Genomic DNA, 26,700 nt, shown 5'->3' on the forward strand with positions numbered 1-26,700 from the left:
CGTGTGCGGTTTAAGAAACTCATGAAGGAGCGTTTCTTAAACCGAATTTGGGTTAACTGGGTGGAACGACTGAATAGAAGTTATAAGCGCACCTTACTCATGCGTGGAGCGATGCCTTCTCCTGCCTCTGTAGTTTATCTCTTGGGATCTGTTGCCAAGGAGAAAACGGAAGGGACGTATGCAAGACGGCTGCCGTATTTTGGGGAGTGGAAAATATGGTAAAATGGCAAAGAAATATCAACATCACAAATTGCCCTCATGCTTGGGTTTCCCAAGCATGGGGGAAAGGACAAGGAGAATCTTACACACTTTTTCAGACATTACCGAACCTCAATTTTCTTTGATAGTTTAAAATATTCTTATTATATTCTCAAATACAACAAGGATATCAGCTGATGCAATAAAGATATCGGCTAATACAATAAACCCCAATTCGGTTTAAGAAACGCTCTTTCATGAGTTTCCCAAACCGAATTGGGATTTATATTGGATGAAATATTTCTTTCTCAAATCCCTCTGCTATAGTCTAAAAAATCTCAAAAGAGAGTGCGAATGCGTGATGCAGAAATTGTTTCACAACAGTAGTTTTAGAATTTCAGTAATGCTTCAATAATAATGTTAAAAAGAAATCTTAGCGCATCTTATTATTATGCGCAGAATGATACTTCATAAGACCATCTAGAGGAGTTCTATATATACGGCCAATGCGATAACCCAAAGATTTTGCCACTTCTTGAAGTTCAATTCTAAAAAAGAAAGCTATACTTCCCACAAAGTTTACCGGAAGATTGAGACGATGATATTGATCTATATTTCTTCTAAAGAAAAACTTGAATTCTTTAATTATAAAATTATGTATATCAATATTATGCCTGTTCTCACCTATAAATAAAGCAAAAGAGGCTAAGAATCGATTAGGAAAAGGTTCTCTATATACTTTTTGAATAATTTGATCGGGAGTTAGTTGATACCTATCAAAGAATAGTTTGGATATATCTTCAGATATTTGGTGTTTCAGAATATCAGCTATAAGATGCTTTCCCATGACTGCTCCGCTGCCTTCATCACCCAGTATATAACCTAATGGAGATACATTTTCTACAATGATCTTGCCGTCATAAAGGCAACTATTAGAGCCCGTACCTAAGATACAAGCTATGCCAGGTTCGTTACCGCACACACTGCGAGCTGCTCCAAGTAAGTCTGATTCTACTTGAATATTCGCCGTGAGGAAAAGACTTTGTATTGCAGATTTTACAATAGCAGATAACTCTCCTCTGCATCCTGCTCCATAGAAATGAATAGATTCGACATTCGCTGGTAGTTGAGGTAGTTCAGTTGCTAATATAGTCGTTATCTCTGATTCAGTCAGCATAAAAGGGTTGATTCCTTGTGTGCTGAATCTAGAAAGTTCATCTTTGCCTTTTAGTAGCAACCAATCTGTTTTAGTACTGCCGCTGTCTGCAATTAGAACAATGTTGGTATTATTTCTCATCGTTTGATAAATTGACTATTAACTCATCGTTAAAGCCACCAGTAAACAAATTATTTCTATAGTTTTTAAATTTGCTTGAACCATGAGAGAATGAGATAGTACTCCCTTGTTTGTCCAAAGCATAAAGCACTTTTCCTACTGTCAGTAAAGATAGATCAGCTGCAGGAATGAATCCTTGATTAGAAGAATTAACCAATAAGATCTTAGCTGAAATTAATTTGTCCAAAGTGATATCAAGAATAAATGTTGGAACTTTAAACTTTTCTTGAAGTTCTACTATTTGTGGTGCAGTATTTCCATGCTTAAACCTTTGAAAAATAAATATACAAATTGAAATACTTAAATTATCAAATGAGGTCCTATTCCAAATATTATTGCGACTATGGGCATATTCTCCTATGTGTTGATCTGCATAACTTAAAGCCGTACCATAAAGAATGATATACCAAAGAATACGTACCCAAATCATGATGAGTGGCAGAGCTGCCAATGAACCATAAATAGCATTGTAGCTAGTCATCGTCATTTGTAAATAGAAATATCCATATACGCTACATTGTATGAGAATCCCTACCGGTAGGCCTGCAATGAATGCACTACGTAAACGTACACTCGTATTAGGCATAAAACTATAGAGTAGCGTGAAGAAGAGTACCATAAGAATATATGGCACACTCCAAAGAAGTGGAACCTGCTTGATAAAAGGAATATATCCTATTGCTGACTCTAAAGAATTACTTAAGAAGATAGATAATCCTGAACTGATAATCAGGAATATAGCAAGAAAAATAGCTGCAAATATGTAATCTTTGATTTGTGCAAAAATGCTTCGTTCTTGTTTTATTTGCCATATTTGGTTGAAGGTAGTTTCTATACCGCTCATTAAAGACCAAACGGTATAGAGTAGCATAAGAATACCAATACCGACAAAAACACCCTGTTGAGTATTTAATAAATAGCGATTTACAAAAGTTAAGAGAGCGTCAACAACTTGAGGCTGAGAGAAAAAAGTTTCATGTATTTGACTATCAATATAAGTATCTAAGCCGAAACCTTTTGCGATTGCAAAAATAAGAGCTAAAACTGGAACCAAAGCCAAAATAAAAACATAGGTGAGTGCACCAGCACGAAAAGTCATACGTTCGTTCCAGAAGATGCGTCCTGCCAAAAACAAACGTTGAAGCAGAGCCTGCCAATAATACTGAAGACGAGGATAGGATGCAAGCCACATACCGCGCACCAATCGGTTCTCAAAATCTTTCAAATTCACAATGATTTATTAAGATGTAGGTTGGTTTGAGCTGCTAAATTACGAATAAATTTGTAAGTTTGCATTCAAATTTCATAGAACATGCGACAGTTGTATTATTTCATACTTTTGGCAGTATCTATATTCCAGCCGCTTAAAAGTCAAAGTCTTAATTTTTCTCGTACACTTCGTGCAGATTTTATATTTTCAGGCACTGTTGAAAAACAATATATTTCTATTGAAGAACTAAGTACTTTCAATGGTTGGGCTGGGCGTCGTGGCCATTTAAATGCAGTACCTTTGCGAGGAAATGGTCAACTGTGTTTGCAAGATGCACGAACTAAAAAAGTTTTGTATCGACACTCTTTTTCAACGTTATTTCAAGAGTGGTTAACTACAGAAGAAGCAAAAAGGGTAAATAAAGCCTTCCAGAATGTGTTTTTGATGCCTATGCCTACAGACTCAGCTTTGCTCAGTATCGAACTATACGACACACACTCTAAAGTTGTATCAAGTTTTGCAATGACCATCCATCCACGGGATATTCTTATTCGCTCCCTTGATGGATTGCAAGTAGCTCCGCATAAGTATCTATGGAAAGCTGGCGTTCCAGATAAAAAGATCGATATTGCCATTGTGGCAGAAGGATATACAGAGGCAGAGCAAAATAATTTTTATTCCGATGCCATTATAGCGATGAAATCGTTGTTTTCGCATGAACCATTCAAGAGTAGAAAAGATTGTTTTAATATTGTGGCGGTGGCTTTACCTTCACAAAATAGCGGTATTAGTATACCCAAACGGGGATTATGGAAGCAAACGGTCTTGTCTAGTCATTTTGATACATTTTATTCCGATCGCTATTTAACAACATTGAATTTACGTAAACTTAGTGATGCTTTACAAGGTATTCCTTATGAACATATAATTATTTTAGCCAATACGGATAATTATGGCGGTGGTGGAATTTATAACTCCTATACACTGACTACAGCAAAACATAGTGCTTTTCGCTCTGTTGTTGTGCATGAGTTTGGGCATAGCTTTGGAGGTCTGGCAGACGAATATTATAATGATACGCAATTCTCTGATACATATAATGCAGCAACAGAGCCGTGGGAATCAAATATCACGACCCATCCTGACGATTCTAAATGGAAAGACGTGCGAGGTGCAAAGATGTATGAAGGTGCAGGTTATCAAGCTAAAAATGTATACAGAGGTTTTGAAAACTGCCGAATGAAGACAAATGAATATCCTGAATTTTGTGGAGTTTGTCAACGTGCACTGAATCAACTTATAGACTTTTACACGAAATAGAAATCATGGCAAAGAAGCAAGTAACTCGAAAGACTGCCAATAAAAATAAAACAAAAGATGGTAATGTGAATCTCAAGTCTATCTTCAGTCCTGAGGACGGATGGAAAGAACTGTTGCGTGGGGAAAAGCTGAAATTCATATTAGGTTTGATTACCTTTGCTTTGGCGTTGTATATGTTCCTATGCTTTACTTCATTTTTTTATACTGCAAGCGTTGATCAGACACAGCTAGAAAATAATATAGGCAATCAACAGTTTGTTAACTACGGAGGAAAGATTGGAGCATACATAGCAAATTATTTTTTCAACGAAGCCTTTGGAGTGTGTTCCTATTTTTTTCCCATCTTCATGATTGGGCTGAGTTTGAAGTTCATGGATACATATGGGATTCGTCTTCGCAAATGGTTTGTAAACTGTTCGGTACTTATGATTTGGGGGTCCGTTGTACTAACTCTTCTTTCTTCTAAAGAGTTTCTCAACGTTTTTCCAGAGAAACTTATGAAGATCCCTTTCCAGCCAGATTGGGGAGGAGGGCATGGCTATCTTGTTTGTCAATATCTCACAAGTAACATAGGATTGATAGGAACTATCATTTTGATGATAGTGATAGGTATTCTCTATTTGATTTACTTTTCAGGCCAAACGATAGAATTTATTCGCTTGCTCTTTAATCCGTCTAAATATAGAGTAGAACACTCTGTAGCAAACGAAGTTATAAAGGATGATGAAGGAAACGATGAAGACTTTCACGGCGAGTTGCTTGATTTAGACGCTAATAAGGGTGCAGAGAATGAAGGTGACGAAGAAACGATTGAAGATGAAACAGATAATCCATTAGATATTACGGACGAAAATCAGAAAGATGAAGAGCCGAATGGCGTGGCTACTACAATTGATTTAGGTGATTCTGAAACTGAAGTTACTTCTATTGCTGTTACTCCCTCTGTAGATGCATTATCTGTGATTGATACAGATATGAATAAAGAACTGGAAGTAACAAAGGCAGAAGATCCAGAGAAAGGTGCTAGTACTAAGACTGTTGCTTCTCCGTTAGAGGTGCTAGGTCCATATGATCCACGTAAGGATTTAGAACATTATAAGTTCCCCACTCTCTCCTTGTTAAAAAAGTATGAGAATGAAGGTCCAAGTATCGATATGGAAGAACAAAAAAGTAATAAGGATCGTATTGTTACAGTTCTTCATGATTTTGGAGTGGAGATTACTAATATCAAAGCAACAATTGGTCCAACAATTACGCTCTATGAAGTTACGCCAGCTCCAGGTGTACGCATCAGCAAGATTCGTAATTTGGGAGATGATATAGCTCTGAATCTTTCAGCAGAAGGAGTTCGCATTATTGCTCCTATGCCAGGGAAGGGAACAATAGGTATTGAAGTTCCAAATCGAAATAAGAAGATTGTTTCAATGGAAAGTATCTTGAACACAAAAAAATTCAAGGAAGCTGACTTTGCTCTCCCTATTGCGCTTGGTAAAACTATTACTAATGATGTTTATATGGTGGATTTAGCCAAGATGCCTCACTTGTTAGTTGCTGGTGCTACCGGACAAGGAAAGTCTGTTGGCTTGAACGCTATCGTCACTTCTTTGCTCTATAAGAAGCATCCTGCTGAGTTAAAGTTTGTTATCATCGACCCTAAGAAAGTAGAGTTTAGCATTTATGCCCCCATAGAGAAACATTTCTTAGCTAAAGTTCCAGATAATGAAGAACCGATTATCACAGATGTAAGGAAAGTCATTGAAACCCTGAAGAGTCTTTGCGTTGTTATGGATCATCGTTATGATTTACTAAAGAAAGCACGAGTTCGCAACATAAAAGAGTATAACGAGAAGTTTATTAATCGTGAGCTGAATCCTTCCAATGGACATGAATTTATGCCTTATATTGTAATCATTATTGATGAATTCGGTGATTTGATTATGACTGCAGGCAAAGAGGTTGAACTTCCGATTGCACGTATTGCCCAATTAGCTCGTGCGGTAGGAATGCACATGATTATTGCGACACAGCGACCTACAACAAATATCATTACAGGTACGATTAAAGCTAACTTCCCTGCCCGTATGGCCTTTAAGGTATCTTCTGGCATTGACTCTAAGACCATTCTAGATCGTACTGGTGCTCAGCAACTTATCGGTCGTGGTGATATGCTATTCTTGAGTGGTAATGAACCTGTGCGCGTGCAGTGTGCTTTTGTGGATACCCCTGAGGTAGAACGCATCAATGAATTCATTGCAAGTCAACAAGGTTATATTTCTGCATTTGAACTTCCAGAAGTTGCAGAAGAAAGCAATGGAGAAGGAGAAGGAAGTCGTGATGATAGTGGACAACGTGATTCTATGTTTGAAGAAGTTGCTCGCTATATCGTCATGAACCAAGCAGGTTCAACCTCACTCATTCAGCGCAAGTTCTCTATAGGTTATAATCGTGCGGGGCGTCTGATGGATCAACTAGAAAATGCAGGTATTGTTGGACCTGCAAGAGGTGCCAAACCTCGCGAAGTCTTGATACAAGACGAATTCCAACTTGACCAAATGTTAGGTAATTAAGACTATGATATATTCGAAATAAAATAAAAACGAAAGAATATGAAGAAGACGCTTTCTACTTTACTCTTATCCTTTGTGCTATTGCCATGTTTCGCACAGAGTGCTGGGCAGATTCTTAATCAAGTTGCAACTAAATTACAAAAAACGGGAGTTAAGGCTTCCTTTGAAGCTACAACTTTTAAAGGGTTAAGTCCTAATGGTACTGTTCTTGGTACTATTCAAACAGAGGGAAATAAATTTAAAATTCAGTCAGGTAGTATGACAACTTGGTTCAATGGTAAAACTCTTTGGTCCATGATGTCAGGAAGTGACGAAGTAAATGTGAGCACCCCTACTGAAACAGAGATTCAGAAAATGAATCCAACAGCGTTCATAAACCTCTATCGTGAAAACTGCAGCTATTATATGGAATCAGATACTTATGCTGGCAAGACATGCCGTAAGATAACTGTCGTACCTAAGGCACGCGCTTCTTTTCAGCGATTAGTTGTACTTGTCGACACTAATGGTAATCTTATGAACGTTCGATTGAAAGATGCGAAAGGCAACTGGATGCGCTTCCGTATTAGTCAGCTTCAGACGGGGATTAAGTTTAGTAAGAGCACATTTGAATTTAGTAAGAAAGACTATCCCAAAGTGGAAGTAATCGACTTACGATAAACATTTAAAATACATAATTAATGGAAACTATACGTTGCCTAATTTTAGGTTCTGGCCCTGCTGGCTATACTGCTGGAATTTACGCTGGGCGTGCAGGACTCAGTCCTGTTATTTACGAAGGCTTGCAGCCGGGTGGACAACTCACAACTACAAGTGAGGTGGAGAATTTTCCTGGCTTTCCTGAAGGTGTTGAAGCGTATGACTTGATGGATAATATGCGTCAGCAAGCAGAGCGTTATGGTGCAGAAATTCGTTCTAATATAGCCACTAAGGTAAATCTAGATAAAGCCCCCTACTCTGTGACGTTTGATGATGGTAGTGAGGTATTATGCCACACGTTGATCATAGCAACGGGAGCTACTGCTAAATATCTTGGCTTAGCTGATGAAGAAACCTATAAGGGACATGGCGTTAGTGCTTGTGCCACCTGTGATGGTTTCTTTTATCGTAAGAAGACTGTTGCCGTTGTAGGTGGTGGTGATACTGCCTGCGAAGAAGCAAGTTATTTGGCTGGTTTAGCAGATAAAGTCTATTTGATTGTGCGTAAACCTTTCCTACGCGCTAGTAAGACGATGCAGGACCGCATAATGGAGAATCCCAAGATTGAGATTCTCTTTGAAACCAATACAATAGGACTCTTTGGTGAAGGAAAGTTAGAGGGAGCCCATTTGGTTCACCGCAAAGGAGAAGCAGATGAGAAGCAATATGATTTGCCTATTGACGGCTTCTTCTTAGCCATTGGACATAAGCCTAATAGTGACCTCTTTGCACCTTGGGTTAAGACGAATGAGCAAGGGTATATTCTCACTGAAGGTGCTACACCTTTGACGGGGATACCAGGAGTTTATGCTGCTGGTGATGTTGCTGATCCGCTCTACAGACAAGCTGTTACAGCTGCAGCTAGCGGTTGTAAGGCTGCTATTGAAGTTAATCACTACCTCCAAGAAAATTATCTATAACAACCGCTCCATACAAGTCCTCTCCGTCATGGAGGGGGCTTTTGTTCCTTTATCGTGAAAGTTATCTTCCAAGTCATTACCTTTTTTCTGTTACTCGTTACATTTCACTCGTGCAGTACACAGAAGAACTTCTCCAATACCAACTTCCGAGCGTTGGCCTATGCCGATTCTGCTTTGGGTATTCGCATTGAAGAGCACGATGATCATGCACTTTTCTTGGAGGCTGCAACATGGCTAGGTACTCCCTATGTTGCTGGAGGTACTACGCGCAATGGTGTAGACTGCTCTGGGCTGACTATGGCCATTTATGCGCGGATCTACGATAAGCAGCTACATCGACGCAGCGTGGAACAATACGAGTGGGATGTCCAACTCAAAGAACGTTGTCAGTTGCAACAAGGCGACCTTGTATTCTTCCGCACTCCTAATAGTAGTGAGCGATGTGGTCATGTAGGTATTTTTCTGAAGGACGATAAGTTCATCCACGCTGGTAGTCGTGGAGTTGTTGTAGAGAGCCTTGAAGGCTCCTACTGGCAGAAATACTGGCTAGCTGGAGGAAAAGTGTGTGATAAAGAATAAGTAGTCTTTATATAAAGCTTTTATAGTTTATGACAGATAGTATCATTATTCCCATTGAGCGTCACCCGTTTGAACCTTTTTTACCTCCTCATGCCCGCCTGTTGATGATGGGAAGTTTTCCTCCACAGCAGAAGCGATGGAGCATGAATTTTTTCTATCCTAATTTCATCAATGATATGTGGCGCATCTTCGGTATTATATTCAAGGATGATAAGGATTTTTTTGTAGATGTAAAGCAGAAGACGTTCAAACTCAATGAGCTAGTCCCCTTTCTCACTGAGTTAGGGTGTGGCTGCTACGATACGGCCACAGAGGTGCGCCGCTTGCAGGACAATGCGAGCGATAAATTCTTAGAAGTCGTCACTCCCACTGATTTACCGGCACTCTTGCGTCGCTTGCCAGAACTTCAGGCAATCTGCACCACGGGGCAGAAGGCAACGGACACCTTCGTAGAGAACTTCTGTGGAAAGCAACCGGCTGTGGGTGACTACTCCACGTTTCAGTTTGAAGGACGCTCTCTGAGGCTCTATCGTATGCCTAGCAGCAGTCGGGCTTATCCGATGCGCTTAGACAAGAAAGCTGCCATCTATCGCCGTATGTTTGAAGAGTTGGGAATGTGCCCCACTCACTGACGGCGATATTTTTGCTTCTTGCCAAAGTAGAAGCCAGCATAGACATTGAGATAGTTCACAGAGTTCGCTATCGTCAAGTGTCGGCTATGATACCCATAGAGATGCGTGATATACGACACACCGGCAAATTTATCTCCTGTATTCCACACAAAGCCTGCACGACCTATAAAATCTACTGCTACATAACGAATGGCGTTATAGAGCAATTTATCGTACTTCACTTTAGTGCCTTTTTCGGCTCTATACCCCAATGCTGGCGTTGCCGAAATGGACAAGAGACAATTACGAACACACACCCAATTATAGGCATAGCCTGCGCTCAAGCAGAAGTCCTGATAACTAAGGCGTGAGAACTTCAACTCATCGCTCATGACAGATGCCACAGAATGTCTCTCACTCAGCGGAGAGAGTAGCTGAGTGTAATCGAATGTTAGCTTCTGTTTGTCGTAGCGAAAGCCCATGATAACGCTTCCTGCAGAGCGTTTCTGCAACGTACTCTGATTGTACGCTGCTGGATAGGAAAAACGGCGATGATTAAAAATATAATAGGCATTCAAGCTCAGCGTATTGACTTCTAATCCATGGAAGTTGGTGCCACTGAATTGGAACTTATCTACACCCTCGAATCCTTGCGTCTTACGCAGTCTGAACTTTCCGTTGTTATGAATATATACAATGTCTCCTCCCACTTTACTGCTATATACACTGAAATCAAATTCTGTTGATTTGCCAGCACTCGAGGGTCTACTGACATCTACGCTATATCCAAGGAATATCCACCGCCAACCAAGGTATGGTCCAATCTTAAACATGGGTTTAGGGCGGAACGAGAGCGTCTGATAATGCTGTTTCTCCGTTTTAACCGTCATAGTGATCACTTGAAAAAAATTGCTATTTTGTCCCATCACGGTCCAATCATAGTGGTTCGGTTCTATGTAGGTGCTATCTGTCTTATCCAAGAAGCGTATGCCACTCTTAATGCTCATCCTCATTCGTTTCAAGAAGTCGCCAAATGAGTGTTTCGGTGGAAAGAGTTGCTCCTCTGGTATGATGCCGATGAGCGCGGTGTCTGCACATACGCTATCCACCACCTGTTGGGCCTGCAACCCAACAGTCAGTAGCAATAAGCAAAGGATTAGTAAAACTCTTTTCATTCGTTTATTAGAGAATTATATTTTACCCAATATGCGATCCATCACCCAGTTCACTGAGGTTGCACTCACGCAGTCGCAGGTGCACACTCTTTTGCTTTGCAGATGCTCCACCACATTGCGTATCAGTGGCAACTGCACATATTCGGGATTCTCCGGGCTAAACTCTTGCCTACCCTGCGCATCATGCAGCACTATAGGCGCATAGGTAAATACTGAGAAATGCAATTTGCCTTTATCGCCAATGATTTCCACACTGTCCTCACGAGCGGAGTCGTGGGCTACAAAACACCAAGAGCCGCTACCTGGCAGCCCATCGGCAAAGCGGAAGCAAGCACTCACGCTGTCTTCCGTCTGATAGAGTCCACCGCGATTGCCTGTATAGCCTTCGGCATCAATGATAGGGCCAAACATCTCTTGCAGCAAATCGAGCTGATGAGGGGCTAAATCGTAGAAATATCCTCCTCCCGCGATGTCGGCTTGCACGCGCCATGGCAGGTTCTTATCGTTATAGTCGAGATCACGAGGTGGTACGGCAAAGCGTATCTGCACGTTGATAACGCGCCCCACTGAGCCTGCTTTTATCAGCTCTCTCACCTTCTGGAAGTAAGGCAGATAACGCCGATAGTAGGCCACAAAGCAAGGCACTCCCGTCTTCTCTGAAATCATATTCACACGGCAGCAGTCCTCGTAGTTGCTTGCCAGCGGTTTCTCAACATAGCAAGGTTTGCCAGCTTTCATGGCCATGATTGCATAAGTAGCGTGCGTACTGGGCGGTGTGGCAATATAAACTGCATTGACGTCAGGATCATGAATCAAGCTCATCGGATCGTCATACCATTTGGGAATGCCATGACGCAGAGCATAGTCGCGCGCTTTGTCTTTGTTGCGGCGCATAACAGCGACGACCTTCGAGTTCTCTACGAGGCTGAAGGCTGGTCCACTTTTCTTCTCTGTGACTTCGCCACATCCAATGAAGCCCCAACTGATATTTTCCGGCATGATAATGGTGTGTTTTATTCGTTGTGTAATACTTTCGTATAGGTGCTCACCACGTCTTCAAGAATTGTTGCTGGCATCCTCTCTTTCACATTTTCTCCTCGCTGGATTGCAGTTCTTATCTGCGTGCTGCTCCATGGAAACAATGGAGCGTTGAGCACATAGACCTTTGCCTTTTCGTGCCCTTTGAGGGGCTCTACTGTACTTCCTTGCCGGGGATAGACAATGATGTCTGTAGTAGCAAGAATCTCCTCATAATGTGCCCAATGGTCGAAGGATCTCCAATTGTCGCCCCCTATGAGGAGTTGTAGTCTACAATGGGGGTAGACGCTCCGGAGAGCTTCTAAAGTGCGCCATGTAAATGATGGGCGCGGGAGGGAGAATTCAAAGTTGCTTGCCTCAATATGGGGTTCTTCTCTCACGGCCTCAGAAGCCCACCACAGGCGGTCGGCCTCAGGGGCTAAGTCACTCTCCTCCTTCCAAGGATTCTGTGGCGACACCATGAGCAACACTTCATCCGAGAGACGCTGTTCCACCACGGCACGTGCTATGCCGATATGGCCTAAGTGAATAGGGTTAAACGACCCTCCAAAGATGCAGAGTCGCTTCATTGCAGTAGGTATTTGCTCACCACGCGGTAGATGTCGCTTTTTGCCTGTTCGAGGTTGTCGTTGGTCACGATGCAGTCAAACTCTGGTGCGCGACTTATCTCGTATTCCGCACGGGCGATGCGGTCGTTAATCACCTCTGGTGTATCCGTACCGCGTTTCTCCAAGCGTTCTCTCAGAGTTTCGACAGAAGGCGGCTGAATAAATACCGTCAAGGCGCGTTCGCCATAGGCTTGCTTCACATTGAGTCCGCCTATCACGTCCAAGTCGGCAATAACATTCTCGCCTTTTGCCAACTGCTGATCCACTTGGCTGCGTAGCGTGCCATAGAAGCGGTCTTTATACACCTCGCAATACTCCAAGAAATGCCCCTGATCGATGTGTTCTTTAAACTCTTCGGGGCTGAGGAAGAAGTATTCCACACCATGCAGTTCGGCACCACGAGGAGGGCGTGATGTGGCACTGATACTGAAATACAGATTCAGTTCGGGGTGCTGCTCAATGAGGTAGTGTATCAGCGTACTCTTACCCGTGCCTGAGGGGGCACAGAAGATGACCACTCGCCCTGGGCTCAACTGGTTTTCGTTTTTTTCTTGCATAATCTTCTCTGATCTGCCCCAAAAAGAGGGGAAACTGTTTGCGTTTATTTTACTGTTTTACATCACGTTGAGCACCTGTTCTTTGATTTGTTCGAGCTCATCCTTCATCATCACCACGATGTTTTGCATCTCGGCTTGATTCGACTTTGAGCCCGTTGTATTGATTTCTCGTCCCATCTCTTGTGCGATGAAACCGAGTTTTTTTCCCTGCCCTGCATGTCCTCTGTCCATTGTCTCACAGAAGTAGTGTAGGTGGTTTGTCAAGCGTTGTTTCTCTTCGCTGATGTCAAGTTTTTCGATGTAGTAGATCAACTCTTGTTCCAAGCGATTCTTGTCATAGTCCACACCGAGGAGCTCTTCCAGTCGGGCTTCGAGGCGTTCGCGTATTTTCTGCACTCGAGCTTTCTCGAAGGGCTCAATCTCCTTCATTAGCTGTGAGATATTGTTGATTTTCTCCTCAAACTTCCGATAGAGAGCTTCACCCTCCTGCTTACGGAACTCCACCAAATGTTGAAGAGCCTCTTTGATAGCTGAGTTCACCACCGCCCATTCCTCGTCGGTGAGTTCCTCCGAGACTTGTACTGCCGTTGTATCGGGCAGGCGCACCAGTAGCTGCCAAGCCTGGCTATCGTTGAAAGGTAAGCCCACCTCTTCGCTAATGCAGCGCAATTGAGCCATATAGCTCTTCACAGCTTCCGCATTGATAGGAGCAGTTTCAGCAGCAGTTTCCTTTTCGGTCCAGATGCTGAAGTCCACCTTACCACGTTCCACAATAGGCGTTATCATCTTACGAATTTCTATTTCTCGTTCGCGATAGAGTGGTGCAATACGTGCATTCAAGTCGAGCGATTTAGAATTCAGCGATTTGATTTCCACATGGATTTTCTTATCTCCAAAGTGCGCATCGGCCTTGCCATAGCCGGTCATAGATTGTATCATTTCTATAAGCTTTTTATTACTAAGCAAAAATACAACTCTTTCTCCAATTTCCCTATACTATCCCTCTTTTTTTAGCATTCTCACTTTATTCTTATCTTAGTGAATTGGAAAATCTCTCTCTTCTGTAAATACAAGCGTTGCAAAAACATCAAGCTAAGAGAGAATAAAAAACGGCACGAAATTTGCATTTTCTTTCTACTTCTACACATAGTCACATCAACGAAATTAAGATTATGACATACGAACTTTCACCAGGGCTCACACAAGTACTCGCCTTCTGTCGGAAGGCGATGCAGGAGAAAGCATTGAGCGACATCTCCACTGACTGCCTGCTGCTCGGTTTGCTCCACGATGAGAGAAGCCAAGCTATGCAAATGTTGCAGTCGCTATCATGCCCTATAGAAGAGCTGAAACAGCAAATTATGGCTCGTTTGGACTCGCTGCAAAAGTCTCCACTCCCCTCCTCCGAAGCGCTAGTTCTGAGTATAGAGAGCCGTCGTTTGCTGCGACTAACGCTCCTCGAAGCACGCCGCTATGGAGAAGAGATGGCCAACGAACTACACCTGCTCCTTGCCATCCTTCACGATTCTAACAACGCAGCGCGCACCCTCCTTAATACATATAATATAACCTATTCTATCGTGACAGATAACCTCCCCCAAATCCCTCAGATAGAAGGTTCGTTTGGATTCTCCGATGACGAACAGCCCCATCCTCCCATGGACAGTGAAGAGCGTTCGCATAAGTCCCCCAACGCCATGTCAATGCCCAGCGATGGCAGTAGCTCGCCCACCCCGATAATCGACAATTTCGGAACCGATCTCACAGAGAAAGCCGCTCAGGGCGCTTTGGATTCCGTTGTGGGTCGTGAGAAAGAAATTTTGCGTGTGGCGCAGATTCTGTCCCGTAGGAAGAAGAACAACCCCATTATCATCGGTGAACCAGGTGTGGGCAAGAGTGCCATTGTGGAAGGCCTCTCTCAACTCATCGTTTCCCACAAAGTGCCTCGTCTGCTTCAAAACAAACGCATCATCGCCCTTGATATGGCCTCGATTGTGGCTGGCACACAATTTCGCGGACAGTTTGAAGAACGCCTCCGTCGCTTGATGAAAGAGCTCAACGCCCATCCCGAAATAGTAATCTTTATTGACGAGATTCATACCATTATTGGTGCAGGGTCAGCTCCCGGTAGTTTGGATGCTGCAAACATCCTAAAACCCGCCTTAGCACGCGGAGAGGTGCAATGTATCGGCGCCACGACCACAAACGAGTATCGTAAAACAATCGAGAAGGACGGAGCCCTAGCCCGTCGCTTCCAGTCGGTGCTCCTCGAGCCCACGACCGCCGAAGAAACCCTGCAAATCCTCCATAACATAAAAGAACGCTATGAGGAGCATCACAATGTGGCCTACACCCCGGAGGCATTGGCAGCGTGTGTGCACCTAACGGAACGCTATATCACCGATCGCTCACTCCCCGACAAGGCCATCGACGCCCTTGACGAAGCTGGAAGTCAGAAGCACTTACTGAGCCTCAATGTGCCAGCAGACATAGTTGCTATGGAGCAGAAAATAGTGGAATTGAAGCAACAGAAAGACCAAGCCGCTAAGGAGCAGGATTACGAACGTGCTGCCCGCTATCGCGATGAATCCGTACAACTCCAAACGCAGTTGAACGAACGCAATCGCCAGTGGCTGTCAGAACAGAAGACATACCGTCAGACCATCACAGAGGACGACATTGCCAACGTGGTGAGCAACATCAGCGGCGTGCCCATACAGCGCGTGGTACAAAGCGAAGCAACGCGTCTGAAAAGCATGAAAGCCGAACTGGAAAGCCGCGTAGTGGCACAGGATACTGCCATAGAGAAGCTTGTGCGTGCCATTACTCGCAATCGTATGGGATTGAAGGGGCACGACCGCCCCGTGGGGACCTTCCTCTTTGTGGGTCCCACAGGCGTTGGTAAGACCTATTTAGTGAAATGCCTAGCCGAGCAGATGTTTGGCCGCAGGGATTCGCTCATACGCATTGACATGAGCGAATATGGCGAGAAATATTCCACCAGCCGCCTCGTTGGAGCCCCTCCGGGATATGTAGGCTACGAAGAAGGTGGACAGCTGACAGAGAAAGTGCGCCGCCATCCATATTCGGTGATTCTACTTGACGAAATTGAGAAAGCACACTCCGATGTCTTCAACACCCTCCTGCAAGTGATGGACGAAGGGCGCATGACAGACGGCAATGGCGTAACGGTGGACTTCCGCAATACGATTATCATCATGACCTCTAACACCGGCACGCGCCAAATTCGCGAATTTGGACAAGGTATCGGCTTCCATACGGGCGAAGTGGGCTCCAACAGCCACCAATATGCAGAAGCGATAGTGAAGAAGGCCCTACAACACCAGTTTGCACCAGAATTCCTCAATCGCTTGGACGATATCATTATGTTTCATCCTTTAGAAAAGACTGATGCACAGAAGATTGCCAAGATAGAATTAGATCTCTTGTGCAAGCGGATAGCTCCCATGAATCTCCACCTCGATCTCTCCACTGCCGCTCTGGACTATGTGGTGGAAAAAGGCTTTGATGCACAATATGGAGCCCGCTCACTGAAGCGCGCCATACAAACAAATGTGGAAGATTGCCTTTGTGATTTGCTCCTCGAGAGTGCCGACAGTCAAGCAGCTCGCACAGTTCGCTTCGACATGGCCGAAGGCGAGCTAAAGGTTAATATCACCGAAGATTCAGTCCACAAGGATAAATCTGCTCAGGCAATCGAAAGATCGAACGACGAGAAAGGTGCGAAAAATAAGTAGCAGCCCCATCTCAGAAATAGTAGAAAAAATAGGAAACGTGAGTAAAAAGTTGTAACTTTGCTCACATCTACAAACAAACACCTAATAGCGAAAATGGAACATACATCTCAACTTCTTACAGAAGCAGCTGACAATATCCGCGTGCTTGTTGCAGCCATGGTAGAGAAAGCAAAATCAGGACACCCTGGAGGTGCCATGGGTGGTGCTGACTTCATCAATGTTCTGTATTCAGAATTCCTTAAGTTCGATCCCGATTGCCCCTCTTGGGAATGTCGCGATCGCTTCTACCTTGACCCTGGGCATATGTCGCCGATGCTCTATGCTCAGTTGATGCTTTGCGGACGCTTCACAATGGACGAGCTCAAGCAATTTCGCCAGTGGGGCTCTCCCACGGCTGGCCACCCCGAACGCAGCGTGGAACGCGGCATCGAAAACACCAGCGGCCCATTGGGACAAGGCCATACCTATGCCGTGGGTGCTGCCATTGCAGCAAAAGCCCTCTATGCGCGTACAGGTAACCCAGGTTTCAAACGCGAGAAGATCTATGCATTCATTTCTGACGGCGGTATCCAAGAGGAAATCTCGCAGGGTGCAGGCCGCATTGCAGGCCACTTGGGTTTGGACAACCTCATCATGTTCTACGACTCCAACGACATTCAGCTATCGACCCCAACGAGCGATGTTATCAGTGAAGACACCGCGCTGAAATATCAGGCGTGGAACTGGAACGTTATTGAGATTGATGGTAACGACCCCGTACAGATTCGAGAAGCCTTGATAAAGGCCACCGAAGAAAGCCAGCGCCCCACTCTTATCATAGGTCATACGATGATGGGAAAAGGAGCGAGAAAGGCCGATGGCAGTAGCTACGAAAAGTGCTGCCAAACTCATGGTGCTCCCCTCGGTGGAGACAACTACATACAGACACTCAAGAATCTATCCGCTGATGTTGACAATCCCTTCCAGGTGAGACCAGCAGTGGAAAAGATGTATGCCGAACGCCTCGAAGAACTGCGCAAAGAGGTGCGTAGCCTACGCGCAGAAGAACAGGCATGGGCAGCAGAGAATCCAACCAAGGCACAGTTGCAAGCCGACTGGTTTGCTAACCGCCTACCTCAGCTGCCATGGGGCGAAATAGAGCATAAAGCCAACTCGGCAACGCGTAATGGTTCGAAGATTATCCTTGCAATGCTCTCCAAACATGTCCCCAATATGATTGTTAGTTCGGCCGACTTGTGCAACTCCGACAAAACTGACGGTTTCTTGGCATACACTACAGAAATCTCCCGTACCAATTTCGCTGGTGGTTTTTTCCAAGCAGGCGTCAGCGAACTGTCGATGGCATGTATCTGCATCGGTATGATGCTTCATGGCGGTATCATCACAGCAATGGGCACATTCTTCGTTTTCTCCGACTATATGAAGCCCGCCATACGCATGGCAGCCTTGATGGAAATCCCCGTGAAATTCATCTGGTCTCACGATGCCTTCCGCGTGGGAGAAGATGGTCCGACTCACGAACCCGTTGAGCAGGAGGCACAAATTCGCCTAATGGAGAAACTGAAAAACCATCACGGCAAAGATAGCGTACGCGTTCTGCGTCCTTGCGACAACCAAGAAAATACGCAGTGCTGGAAGATGGCAATGGAAAATACAGACACGCCTACGGCTCTCATTTTTAGTCGCCAAGACGTGCGCGATCTTCCGGCAGGAACCGACTACACACAAGCTCAGAAAGGAGCCTTTGAAGTCATCAAAGAAGCCCATCCCGATGTTATCCTTGTGGCTAACGGTTCAGAAGTTGGCACCTTGTGCGACACTCAACAGCTACTTCAAAAGGAAGGCATCAAAGCCCGCGTAGTAAGCTGCCCTAGTGAAGGCCTCTTCCGTCGGCAATCTAAAGAATATCAAGATACTCTGCTTCCCAAGAATGTGAAGACATTCGCTCTGACAGCAGGTTTGCCCGTCACAATGGAAGGCCTTGTAGGCCTGCAAGGCCGCATCCATGGACTGAGCAGCTTTGGCTTTAGTGCTCCATACAAAGTGCTCGATGAGAAATTAGGTTTTACTCCCGAGCATATTTATAAGGAAATCGTCGACTTCGTGAAAAACTAAGTTAGTAGATTCATAAATACAACACAGCACATGGGATAGACCTCCAACGAGGTAATATAACCTCCATGTGCTGTGTTATTTATATAAGGTCGGAGAAAATATAGTCGGAGATAAAAATCCCAGAACGTGTGAGACGTAAATGATTATTGACACATTCCAAAGCCCCATTATCTATAAACGGCTTAGCGCGTAGCAGAAGCAGATGGCGCTTATCAGACGGCACCTCCTCCAGGTTGAGCCCTTGCATCATCCGCATACGCGTGAAGACGAGTTCCTCGAATCTCTCCTCCTCCGTTAAGTTTTCAACCGAATGAGGAGGAAGTCCAGGAGCAGCTATATAAGCCCGCAGATCGGCGTTATTGCTGCGACGGGTACGCCCATCAAAGCTATGTGCCCCAGGTCCGCAGCCAATATATGGCAGGCCTTGCCAATAGCTAGAATTGTGTTGAGAGCGAAAGCCTTCACGAGCGAAATTAGAAATCTCATAGTGCTCAAAACCTTTGTATTCAGTCATTTCTATCAAGGATTGAAACATCGAAAGCTCCATATCTTCCTCCACCTCTTTAACCTGCCCTTTCTCCCAGAGTTTGAAGAGTGCAGTCCCTTCCTCTATCATCAAGCAATAGCTCGAAAGGTGCGTAATAGAGAGCGATAAAGCCAACTGCACATCCTCTCTCCATTCCTCCAGCGTCTCATTAGGGAGCCCATAGATAAGATCAATACTGATATTCTTTATCCCCACACTATTTATCCGCTCAACAGCCTGAATAGCCTCTTGAGCAGTATGACGTCTATTTAAGAATTTCAAACGTTCATCGTTGAATGTCTGAATCCCCAAACTAACGCGATTCACGCCCCAACTGGTAAGCTCCATAGCAAATTCCTGCGTAACATCATCGGGATTAACCTCCATCGTTATTTCAGCATCAGACAACAGAGAGAAATTGTGATGGATTGTTTCAAAAATCTGCGAAAACTGCGAGAGCGTTAACTGTGATGGAGTGCCACCACCAAAGTAGATAGTAGAAAGCTCCTCGCCACGATAGACTTTCAATTCCCGACAAAGAGCATCCGTGTACAGCTGACTCATTTCTATCCCTAAAGTTGTGGAATAGAAGTCACAATAAATGCAGCGTTTACGACAAAAAGGAACATGAATATATAATCCCAGCATGAGTAAATTTTTCGTCTAAATTACAACATTATTTTTAGGTAAAAAGGAAAAACACTAAATTTGCATAAAAGACTTGTGTCATGTATCTAACAGTGAATAATGCTTCTGCTGGCTCTGGAAAGACATTTATATTGTCAGCAGAATATGTAGCCGACTTGATAGCTGAACTTCATACAACTATTGGAGCCGGCAAAATCCCTGCCTATGCCATCAATGCCCATCGTCGCATCTTGGCTATAACCTTCACAAACAAGGCAACAGCAGAAATGAAAGTACGCATACTGCAATATCTGTATGCGCTCTCTCAACAGCAAGACAAAGCCTTCCTCGAAAAAGTAAAGGAAATACTTGCATCGTTCTCCATCAACGTTTCAGACCAACAGATTGCCGTTCTTACACGAAAAGCACTTATAGATGTCTTACACGACTATAACCATTTCCATGTAATCACTATTGACTCCTTCTTCCAAAAACTGCTTTCTTCGTTAGCTCGAGAACTCAACCTACCAGCTAACTTAAAAGTGGATATCAACAATAATGAGGCGATAGGAGAAGCTGTAGACTTACTACTGCGCGATCCTGAGCCTTCAGAACTTGGCTGGTTAAAAACCTATATCAACCAGCGCAATACAGACGCGCAGAACTGGAATATAGCAGAAGAAATAAAGAAGTTTGCTTATAAAAATCTCCTATTAGAAGACTACCAACTACTCCCCGAAGCTGAAAAGTTTTTTATTGCTGATAATGCAAAGATGAATGATTTCATTAAGAGCCTGCGTAAAATCCTTAGTGACATCGGTGAGCAGTTTAACAATACTCTGCAGCAAATAAAAGATGAATTTGAAGCCACCCTTGAAGAGCATAGTAACTCACGTAGCATAAAGCCATATTTTAAGAATATGCCTAAAGCACCGAAAGAGGCCATGGAAAAAATTCTAAATGGCGATGTAAAACTTCTATTGAAGAAAGCGCAAGAAAATGCTGAATTGTGCTCATTAGAAACAAACTTCATCGAACAACTAAATGAGTTAGAAAAGGTTCGAAAGGAATATGAAGAACTTTCTAACACAGTTGCTCTTATGCTGAAAAATCTAAGCCCTCTACGTTTACTAAATGCCATAGAGAAAAAACTTGATATTGTCAATCAAGAGCACAATCGGTTCTTGTTAACAAAGACTAAACTTCTGTTCCATACCTTCATTGACGATCAAGATGCTCCTTTCATTTTCGAAAAAACAGGAAATCAATATAAGCACATCTTGATTGATGAATTCCAAGATACAGCTAAAACTCAATGGAACAATATTTGCCATTTGCTTTTTAACTCCATGTCAGAAGGAAATACCAACTTAATTGTAGGCGATATTAAGCAGAGCATATACCGTTGGAATGGTGGGGATTGGAGACTACTCATGAATATGAGTAAAAATCCTAAACTGGCCTTGCTAGGAGATATAAAAACAGAAACACTAAATGACAACTATAGAAGTAAGAGTAATATTGTACACTTCAATAATAAATTCTTCATTGAAGCAGCAAAACAGCTCGATGAAGAATCTAACACCACCCTTCTAAGAGAGATTTACACAAAAGAAACCACTCATCAAATACCTAAAAAAGGACAAGGTGGATATGTGTATGCATGTATTTCAGAAGAAAGAGAAACTCCAGCATTTTCTGACGAGGATTCCTCTCTGTCTGCTCAAATGCACAAACTCCATCGAGCAGGTGTTGCCTGGAAGGATATGTGCATCCTTATTAGAAAAAGAAACGATGCAGCAAAAATCATAGAAAACATCACTGACATTGAGTTTGTTTCTGATGAAGCCTTTGCACTCGGTAGCTCCCTAGGTGTACAGCTCATCATTCACCTTTTGCGTATCTTGGATAATGAAGAAGATACAGCCGCTATATACTTTGTTATAAAGGCCTATGAGGAGTATATTCTTCAGGCAGAACCATCACATAGCAACAAGTTAGAAGATCTCCCCCAAGATTTCTCTTCTGACATTGACTACCTACGAAAGATGCCTCTCTATGAGCTGATACTTCGCCTCATAGAGATATTCCAACTTGACCAGCTAAAAGAGGGCTCTACCTATATCCTCTCACTCCTCGACCAAATCCTAGATTATATCAGTAATAATCCCCATACTATCAATAGCTTCTTACGAAAATGGGAGAATACATTTCAGAATAAGTCCATCCCATCCTCTAAAGTAGATGCAGTTAGAATTCTGACAATTCATAAATCAAAAGGCCTTGAATTCCATTCTGTCTTTATTCCAGATTGCACATGGGAGTTAGACACAACAAACAGTGATCATCGTTCCTTTCTCTGGTGGGATAATCCCTTTATCAAAAAAGAGGATATGCCACATATCCCCATCAGCCCAAGCTCTCAAGCTAAAACTTCAAAATTCAAAACGCAATACGAAGAAGAAATGAACCAACGTCATGTTGATAATCTCAACTTGGCCTATGTTGCTTTCACGAGACCGAGATACAATCTTTTTCTATGGGCTAATACAAAGGGCAAAAAAACAAAGGATAATATGGGACTCTTGCTAGCTTCCACGCTCAAAGCCTTATATAACACAAATCCAATAGAACTTCAAAATGTCCCTCCCTCCCTAACGCACGAGCAAATAGAATCCTCATCTATCTATACAATAGGAACACCCGAAGTTCCTGAAATGAAGGCAGCAAATAAAGTAGAGAAAAGCGACAACCCTTTTGTTTATACGCCCCAAGAGAAACCCTTTTTCTTTAAGACCTTCCCTGCCCGCCTATCCTTCTGCCAGTCAAATGATTCTTTAGAGTTTATGACTGAGCTACAGGGGGAAGATTCCTCTAAATTTAAGATGATGGATCGTGGAAAGATTTTCCATAGAATCATGCAAGAAATAAAAGTTTCCGAAGATATGCCAAAAGCAATCAAGCACTTATCCAAACTTGGCATAATTTCTGAAGATGAAATAGAGAGGTTTCAAAATATCTTTTCAGAGTATTTATCCGCACATCCAGAATGGTTCGATGGATCGTGGGATGTATTTACAGAAACAACACTTCTCAAAAATGGAAGCGCAGAGCATCGCGCAGACAGAATAATGGTAAGGGGCGATGAAACCATTATTATAGACTTCAAGTTCGCTCAAAAGGAAGAAAAGAAACATATTCTACAGGTGCAAGAGTACATGAAATTACTAATGGATATTCGTCCACATGTAAAAGGCTATCTTTGGTACGTGGACAAAGATTTAACTATCCCTGTTGAATTATAATTCTCGTACCTTTATCATTCAATCAAAAACTAAAGATAATGAAATACTTCCTTGAATTAGTAGCTCAAGACATAATAGCTAAAGCGCAGTACTCTAACGATTTATCACGACTTGTTTTAGTTTTTCCTAATAAACGTGCTAGCCTATTCTTTAATCGCCATCTAGAAAGTCTACTCAAAGGGAAAGCTATTTGGGCTCCACAATATATGACTATCAGTGAGCTTTTCAAATCGTTCTCCCACAAAACTCTAGCCGACGATATTGAAGTCATTTGTCGCCTATATAATATATATGTGTGCAAAACACATTCAAAAGAAAGTCTTGATCATTTTTATAGCTGGGGGGAACGCCTCTTAGCCGACTTTGATGATATCGATAAGAATCTCTCTCTCGAACATGATGCACAGAAAGTATTTTGCAATATCAGTGATCTAAAAAAACTAGAGGACGATGGCTATATCACGCCCGAGCAACGCGCCGAATTATATGCTTTCTTTCATAAACACGTAAAAGGAGATTCCGGTATTCACGCTAAATTCTTTGAAGTTTGGGACCATTTGTACGATATCTATATAACTCTCAACGATGAACTTTCTGCTAAGGGGGAAGCCTATGAAGGAGCACTCTATCGAGACGTAGTAAAGGAACTCAAGCAGGGTGTCATCAAATGTCCCAAAGAAGTAAAACAATATGTTTTTGTAGGTCTTAATGTTCTCGATTATGTGGAACACGAATTACTGACATGGCTTAATCAACAACAAAAAGCACGCTTCTATTGGGACTATGATAACTTCTACGTATCCGAACACAATGAATACGAAGCAGGTATCTTCATCAGAGAAGATCTTCGTGAATTCCCCAATGAGTTACCAGCAGAACATTTCAATAACCTATCTCAACCAAAGGAAGAATTTGAAATCGTACAAGCACCAGGCGAAAATATACAAGCCTTTTCTGTCGCCGATTGGCTACAACTATCACGCGGACATCTCGACTTACAGAATCAGCCTCGTACAGCCATCATTCTCTGTAATGAAGAATTAACCGAACCGGTTCTCCATGCATTGCCAGCGATTGTTGGTGAGAATAAAGACGGAACAGATACAATGGAACTAAAGGTGAATATCACCAAAGGTTTCCAACTGACGCATACTCCTGTCTATACCCTCATTGACCAACTCCTAAATATTGCAGAACATTCGCAACGTAAGCGTTCGCAAAAACACCTGCTACAAATCATTCAATTTGTTATTGAACGAGCATCACGTAATTTATTGCAAAGCAACGAACAAGAAAAAACAGACGCGAGCAACAAGCATCAATTCATATCGCTTCTTTATACTGAAGCATATTACAAAGTTCATACTACGCTTGAACGCTTTATTGTTTTACTTCGTAACAAGACTTTACAAGTCACAACCTTCACACTCCACCGCCTCATCAAACAAGTCTTGAGCAAGCTCTCTATTCCATTCCATGGAGACCCTATTGATGGTATTCAGGTAATGGGACTTCTAGAATCACGTAATCTCGACTTTGACAACGTACTTCTACTATCGGCCAATGAAGGAAATATTCCTAAGCTTGAATCAGAAAACTCCTTCATTCCTTACACCCTACGCAAAGCATTCAATCTGACTTGTTCGGAGAAGAGAAATGCCGTATATGCTTACTATTTCTATCGCCTCCTTCAGAGACCTAGTAAGGTGCGCATACTCTACAATTCTACAACAGACATTGCCACTGCCGAGCCTTCACGTTTTCTCCAACAGATAGTAGTTTCTAAAATCTACGATAATATCCACCACGAAACGTTGGTGGATATTCCCCAAAGAGAGGCATTAAGCGAAGATCCTATTCAAAAGCCCGACAATCTCTTTGATATCCTCAATCCATTGGGAAGAAACGGAGAACGCAGAATGCTCTCCCCTTCTTCCTTGAACGCTTATATCGAATGTCCTCTCAAGTTCTATTACCAAAAGGTAAAAAAACTAAGACTCCCTACCCCTGCTCCTGATGATATAAAAGCCAATAGTTTTGGTAATATTTTTCATACTTCCGCCGAGCTGCTCTATAAGGAAATTTGCGGATACAATAAGGAAAAAAACAAATACAATACTCCTATTATTTCAAAGTCGGATTTAGAATCTTGGCTCTCCTCATCAAAGGAGATAAAACTCCGTCAATTTATCTTTCAGGCATATAAAAAAGAAGGATTATTGCCCAATGCGCTCGTAACAGAAATTGTGCTCACCTATTTGCACAATCTCCTCAAGTTTGACAGTAAATTTGAGTTTCTAAAAATCTTGACACTCGAAGAACCTCATGGGACAAAAATCGATGTGATGGTCAATGGGGTGAAACGCGAGTTTGCCGTTGGAGGTTTCGTAGACCGTCTTGATATTGCTACTCTTCCTAATGAGAATCCCACAGTGAGAATTGTCGATTACAAAACAAGCTCACAGGAGCAAACCGCAAAAGATGTAGAGGAACTCTTTAACACAGACGGCAAAGCACACCCCGGATATTTGTTCCAAACATTGCTCTACGCCTTAGCGGTGAAGGAGAAATTCACGGAAATAAATCAATTTTCCTCAGTCCTCTTCTATCCGCACTTCTCAACAAAAGAAAATTATGACCCAAGAATTATTATTGGAAAAAGTGATAATAAAAACATTCAAGAGCAAATATTTAAAGACTTCGAAGGAAAACTAAAGCATCTCATTGAAGACCTTCTCGACCCGTCTATACCCTTCATTGCTACCCCCTCTAAAGATAGCTGCAAATGCTGTGACTTCTATCGTCTTTGCGGCCAAGCCATAAAAGAAAACATATGATACTCCCCATTATAAGTCCAGAGATTTCAAGCATTATAAACAACTATCATGCTGGAATTATTGAAGCTATTGTGAACAATCAGCCCACATCTTCTCAGCTCTCTGAAGAAATAAGATCATGCTCATCTTGGCTTCAAGAGAACTTCACGACCGATTCCATCAAAGAACGTTCTGGCATTGCTGCAACGCGAGCTGCCTATAAAGCAGCAAGAAAAGATCCTAGCAGATATCGCCCATCGTGCGAACAATTGGCCCGAAGAGTGTTACAAGGTAAAGATCTCTATTCCATCAGTATGTTAGTTGACCTTGGCAACCTCATTTCGCTTCAGAGCGGCTATAGTGTAGCTGTGCTTGATGCAGCCCATATCAAAGGAAATACTATCACCTTTGGCATTGGTCGTGAGGGCGAAGACTATGAGGGCATAGGCCGGGGACCGCTCAATATAGCCCACTTGCCTGTTTGGCGAGATGAACTAGGAAGCTTTGCTACACCAACGAGCGATAGTGTGCGAACGCAGTGTGAGCTAACAACAGAGAAGATTCTCATCATCATCAATGGTTTTGATGGAGACGTTAAACATCTTACAGAAACTATGGTTTACACAGAAAAACTACTTTTACACTTCTGTGAAGCTGAAGAAATATATTCAGCTATATATCCCTAAAACTGTATATCTATCAGCTCATAACAAATAATTATTCAACCTAATAACA

At 42.9% G+C, this 26,700-nt stretch carries 19 protein-coding genes and 1 pseudogene; 12 read left to right on the forward strand and 8 right to left on the reverse strand.

Going from position 1 to position 26,700, the window contains the following annotated elements; all coding sequences use genetic code 11:
• Positions 1 to 222: pseudogene (locus ACO4R2_RS04250) on the forward strand (hypothetical protein); the annotation flags it as partial.
• A gap of 409 nt (positions 223 to 631) precedes the next feature.
• Here the strand turns inward: ACO4R2_RS04250 and ACO4R2_RS04255 are convergent.
• Both ACO4R2_RS04255 and ACO4R2_RS04260 read right to left on the reverse strand, forming a co-directional pair.
• Entirely contained in the window at positions 632 to 1,477 is an 846-nt protein-coding gene (locus tag ACO4R2_RS04255; RefSeq protein ID WP_347719042.1) for an ATPase, read from the reverse strand.
• 7 nt (positions 1,478 to 1,484) lie between these two features.
• Positions 1,485 to 2,765 (reverse strand): YihY/virulence factor BrkB family protein, encoded by a 1,281-nt coding sequence (locus tag ACO4R2_RS04260; protein ID WP_484769319.1) that lies wholly within the window; start codon positions 2,763 to 2,765, stop codon positions 1,485 to 1,487.
• An 81-nt stretch (positions 2,766 to 2,846) separates the two neighbouring features.
• Between ACO4R2_RS04260 and ACO4R2_RS04265 the strand changes: the two genes are divergently transcribed.
• The 6 genes from ACO4R2_RS04265 to ACO4R2_RS04290 are packed head-to-tail and all read left to right on the forward strand — an operon-like array spanning position 2,847 to position 9,461.
• A complete protein-coding gene (locus tag ACO4R2_RS04265; protein WP_484769320.1) occupies positions 2,847 to 4,064 on the forward strand; it encodes a M64 family metallopeptidase in 1,218 nt (405 codons plus the stop codon).
• Positions 4,065 to 4,069: 5 nt separating this feature from the next.
• The gene (locus tag ACO4R2_RS04270) at positions 4,070 to 6,631 is read left to right on the forward strand and encodes an FtsK/SpoIIIE family DNA translocase (protein ID WP_484769321.1); all 2,562 of its coding nucleotides are present in this window, start codon (positions 4,070 to 4,072) and stop codon (positions 6,629 to 6,631) included.
• Positions 6,632 to 6,670: 39 nt separating this feature from the next.
• Entirely contained in the window at positions 6,671 to 7,291 is a 621-nt protein-coding gene (gene lolA1 / locus ACO4R2_RS04275; protein WP_347719011.1) for an outer membrane lipoprotein periplasmic chaperone LolA1, read from the forward strand.
• 20 nt (positions 7,292 to 7,311) lie between these two features.
• Positions 7,312 to 8,250 carry a thioredoxin-disulfide reductase gene (trxB, locus tag ACO4R2_RS04280; RefSeq protein ID WP_484769322.1) on the forward strand — a complete coding sequence of 313 codons (939 nt, stop codon included), beginning with the start codon at positions 7,312 to 7,314 and terminating at the stop codon, positions 8,248 to 8,250.
• 54 nt (positions 8,251 to 8,304) lie between these two features.
• Positions 8,305 to 8,829 carry a C40 family peptidase gene (locus ACO4R2_RS04285; RefSeq protein WP_484769323.1) on the forward strand — a complete coding sequence of 175 codons (525 nt, stop codon included), beginning with the start codon at positions 8,305 to 8,307 and terminating at the stop codon, positions 8,827 to 8,829.
• Between the two features lie 29 nt (positions 8,830 to 8,858).
• Complete coding sequence (locus tag ACO4R2_RS04290) at positions 8,859 to 9,461, forward strand: uracil-DNA glycosylase family protein (protein WP_311489963.1); 603 nt, start codon at positions 8,859 to 8,861, stop codon at positions 9,459 to 9,461.
• On the opposite strand, the gene ACO4R2_RS04295 is transcribed toward ACO4R2_RS04290, so the two are convergent.
• From ACO4R2_RS04295 to ACO4R2_RS04315, 5 genes are read right to left on the reverse strand one after another with little or no spacing between them, the layout of a single operon-like run.
• Positions 9,455 to 10,615: a DUF4421 domain-containing protein gene (locus ACO4R2_RS04295; protein WP_484769324.1), complete on the reverse strand. Its 1,161-nt coding sequence runs from the start codon at positions 10,613 to 10,615 to the stop codon at positions 9,455 to 9,457. The genes ACO4R2_RS04290 and ACO4R2_RS04295 overlap by 7 nt on opposite strands.
• 15 nt (positions 10,616 to 10,630) lie before the next feature.
• Positions 10,631 to 11,614 carry a Gfo/Idh/MocA family protein gene (locus ACO4R2_RS04300; RefSeq protein ID WP_484769325.1) on the reverse strand — a complete coding sequence of 328 codons (984 nt, stop codon included), beginning with the start codon at positions 11,612 to 11,614 and terminating at the stop codon, positions 10,631 to 10,633.
• A gap of 14 nt (positions 11,615 to 11,628) precedes the next feature.
• Positions 11,629 to 12,222, reverse strand: a complete 594-nt coding sequence (nadD, locus tag ACO4R2_RS04305) for a nicotinate (nicotinamide) nucleotide adenylyltransferase (RefSeq protein WP_311489965.1) — start codon at positions 12,220 to 12,222, stop codon at positions 11,629 to 11,631.
• Positions 12,219 to 12,818 carry a guanylate kinase gene (gene gmk / locus ACO4R2_RS04310; RefSeq protein ID WP_484769326.1) on the reverse strand — a complete coding sequence of 200 codons (600 nt, stop codon included), beginning with the start codon at positions 12,816 to 12,818 and terminating at the stop codon, positions 12,219 to 12,221. Before gmk ends, nadD begins: the two co-directional genes overlap by 4 nt.
• Positions 12,819 to 12,875: 57 nt before the next feature.
• Positions 12,876 to 13,757 (reverse strand): YicC/YloC family endoribonuclease, encoded by an 882-nt coding sequence (locus ACO4R2_RS04315; protein ID WP_484769327.1) that lies wholly within the window; start codon positions 13,755 to 13,757, stop codon positions 12,876 to 12,878.
• Between the two features lie 233 nt (positions 13,758 to 13,990).
• On the opposite strand from ACO4R2_RS04315, the gene ACO4R2_RS04320 reads away from it, so the two are divergent.
• Complete coding sequence (locus tag ACO4R2_RS04320) at positions 13,991 to 16,576, forward strand: ATP-dependent Clp protease ATP-binding subunit (protein ID WP_484769328.1); 2,586 nt, start codon at positions 13,991 to 13,993, stop codon at positions 16,574 to 16,576.
• A 93-nt stretch (positions 16,577 to 16,669) separates the two neighbouring features.
• Positions 16,670 to 18,691 (forward strand): transketolase family protein, encoded by a 2,022-nt coding sequence (locus ACO4R2_RS04325; protein WP_484769329.1) that lies wholly within the window; start codon positions 16,670 to 16,672, stop codon positions 18,689 to 18,691.
• A 79-nt stretch (positions 18,692 to 18,770) separates the two neighbouring features.
• Here the strand turns inward: ACO4R2_RS04325 and hemW are convergent, their stop codons facing one another.
• Positions 18,771 to 19,865 carry a radical SAM family heme chaperone HemW gene (gene hemW, locus ACO4R2_RS04330; protein ID WP_484769330.1) on the reverse strand — a complete coding sequence of 365 codons (1,095 nt, stop codon included), beginning with the start codon at positions 19,863 to 19,865 and terminating at the stop codon, positions 18,771 to 18,773.
• An 80-nt stretch (positions 19,866 to 19,945) separates the two neighbouring features.
• Here hemW and ACO4R2_RS04335 point away from each other — a divergent pair, with 80 nt between their 5' ends.
• The 3 genes from ACO4R2_RS04335 to ACO4R2_RS04345 are packed head-to-tail and all read left to right on the forward strand — an operon-like array spanning position 19,946 to position 26,651.
• Entirely contained in the window at positions 19,946 to 23,149 is a 3,204-nt protein-coding gene (locus ACO4R2_RS04335; RefSeq protein WP_484769331.1) for a UvrD-helicase domain-containing protein, read from the forward strand.
• A 38-nt stretch (positions 23,150 to 23,187) separates the two neighbouring features.
• A complete protein-coding gene (locus ACO4R2_RS04340) occupies positions 23,188 to 25,986 on the forward strand; it encodes a PD-(D/E)XK nuclease family protein (protein ID WP_484769332.1) in 2,799 nt (932 codons plus the stop codon).
• Entirely contained in the window at positions 25,983 to 26,651 is a 669-nt protein-coding gene (locus ACO4R2_RS04345; RefSeq protein ID WP_484769333.1) for a B3/B4 domain-containing protein, read from the forward strand. The genes ACO4R2_RS04340 and ACO4R2_RS04345 overlap by 4 nt, the downstream gene beginning before the upstream one ends.
• Positions 26,652 to 26,700 lie beyond the last annotated feature (49 nt).

Source organism: Alloprevotella sp. (assembly GCF_057240785.1).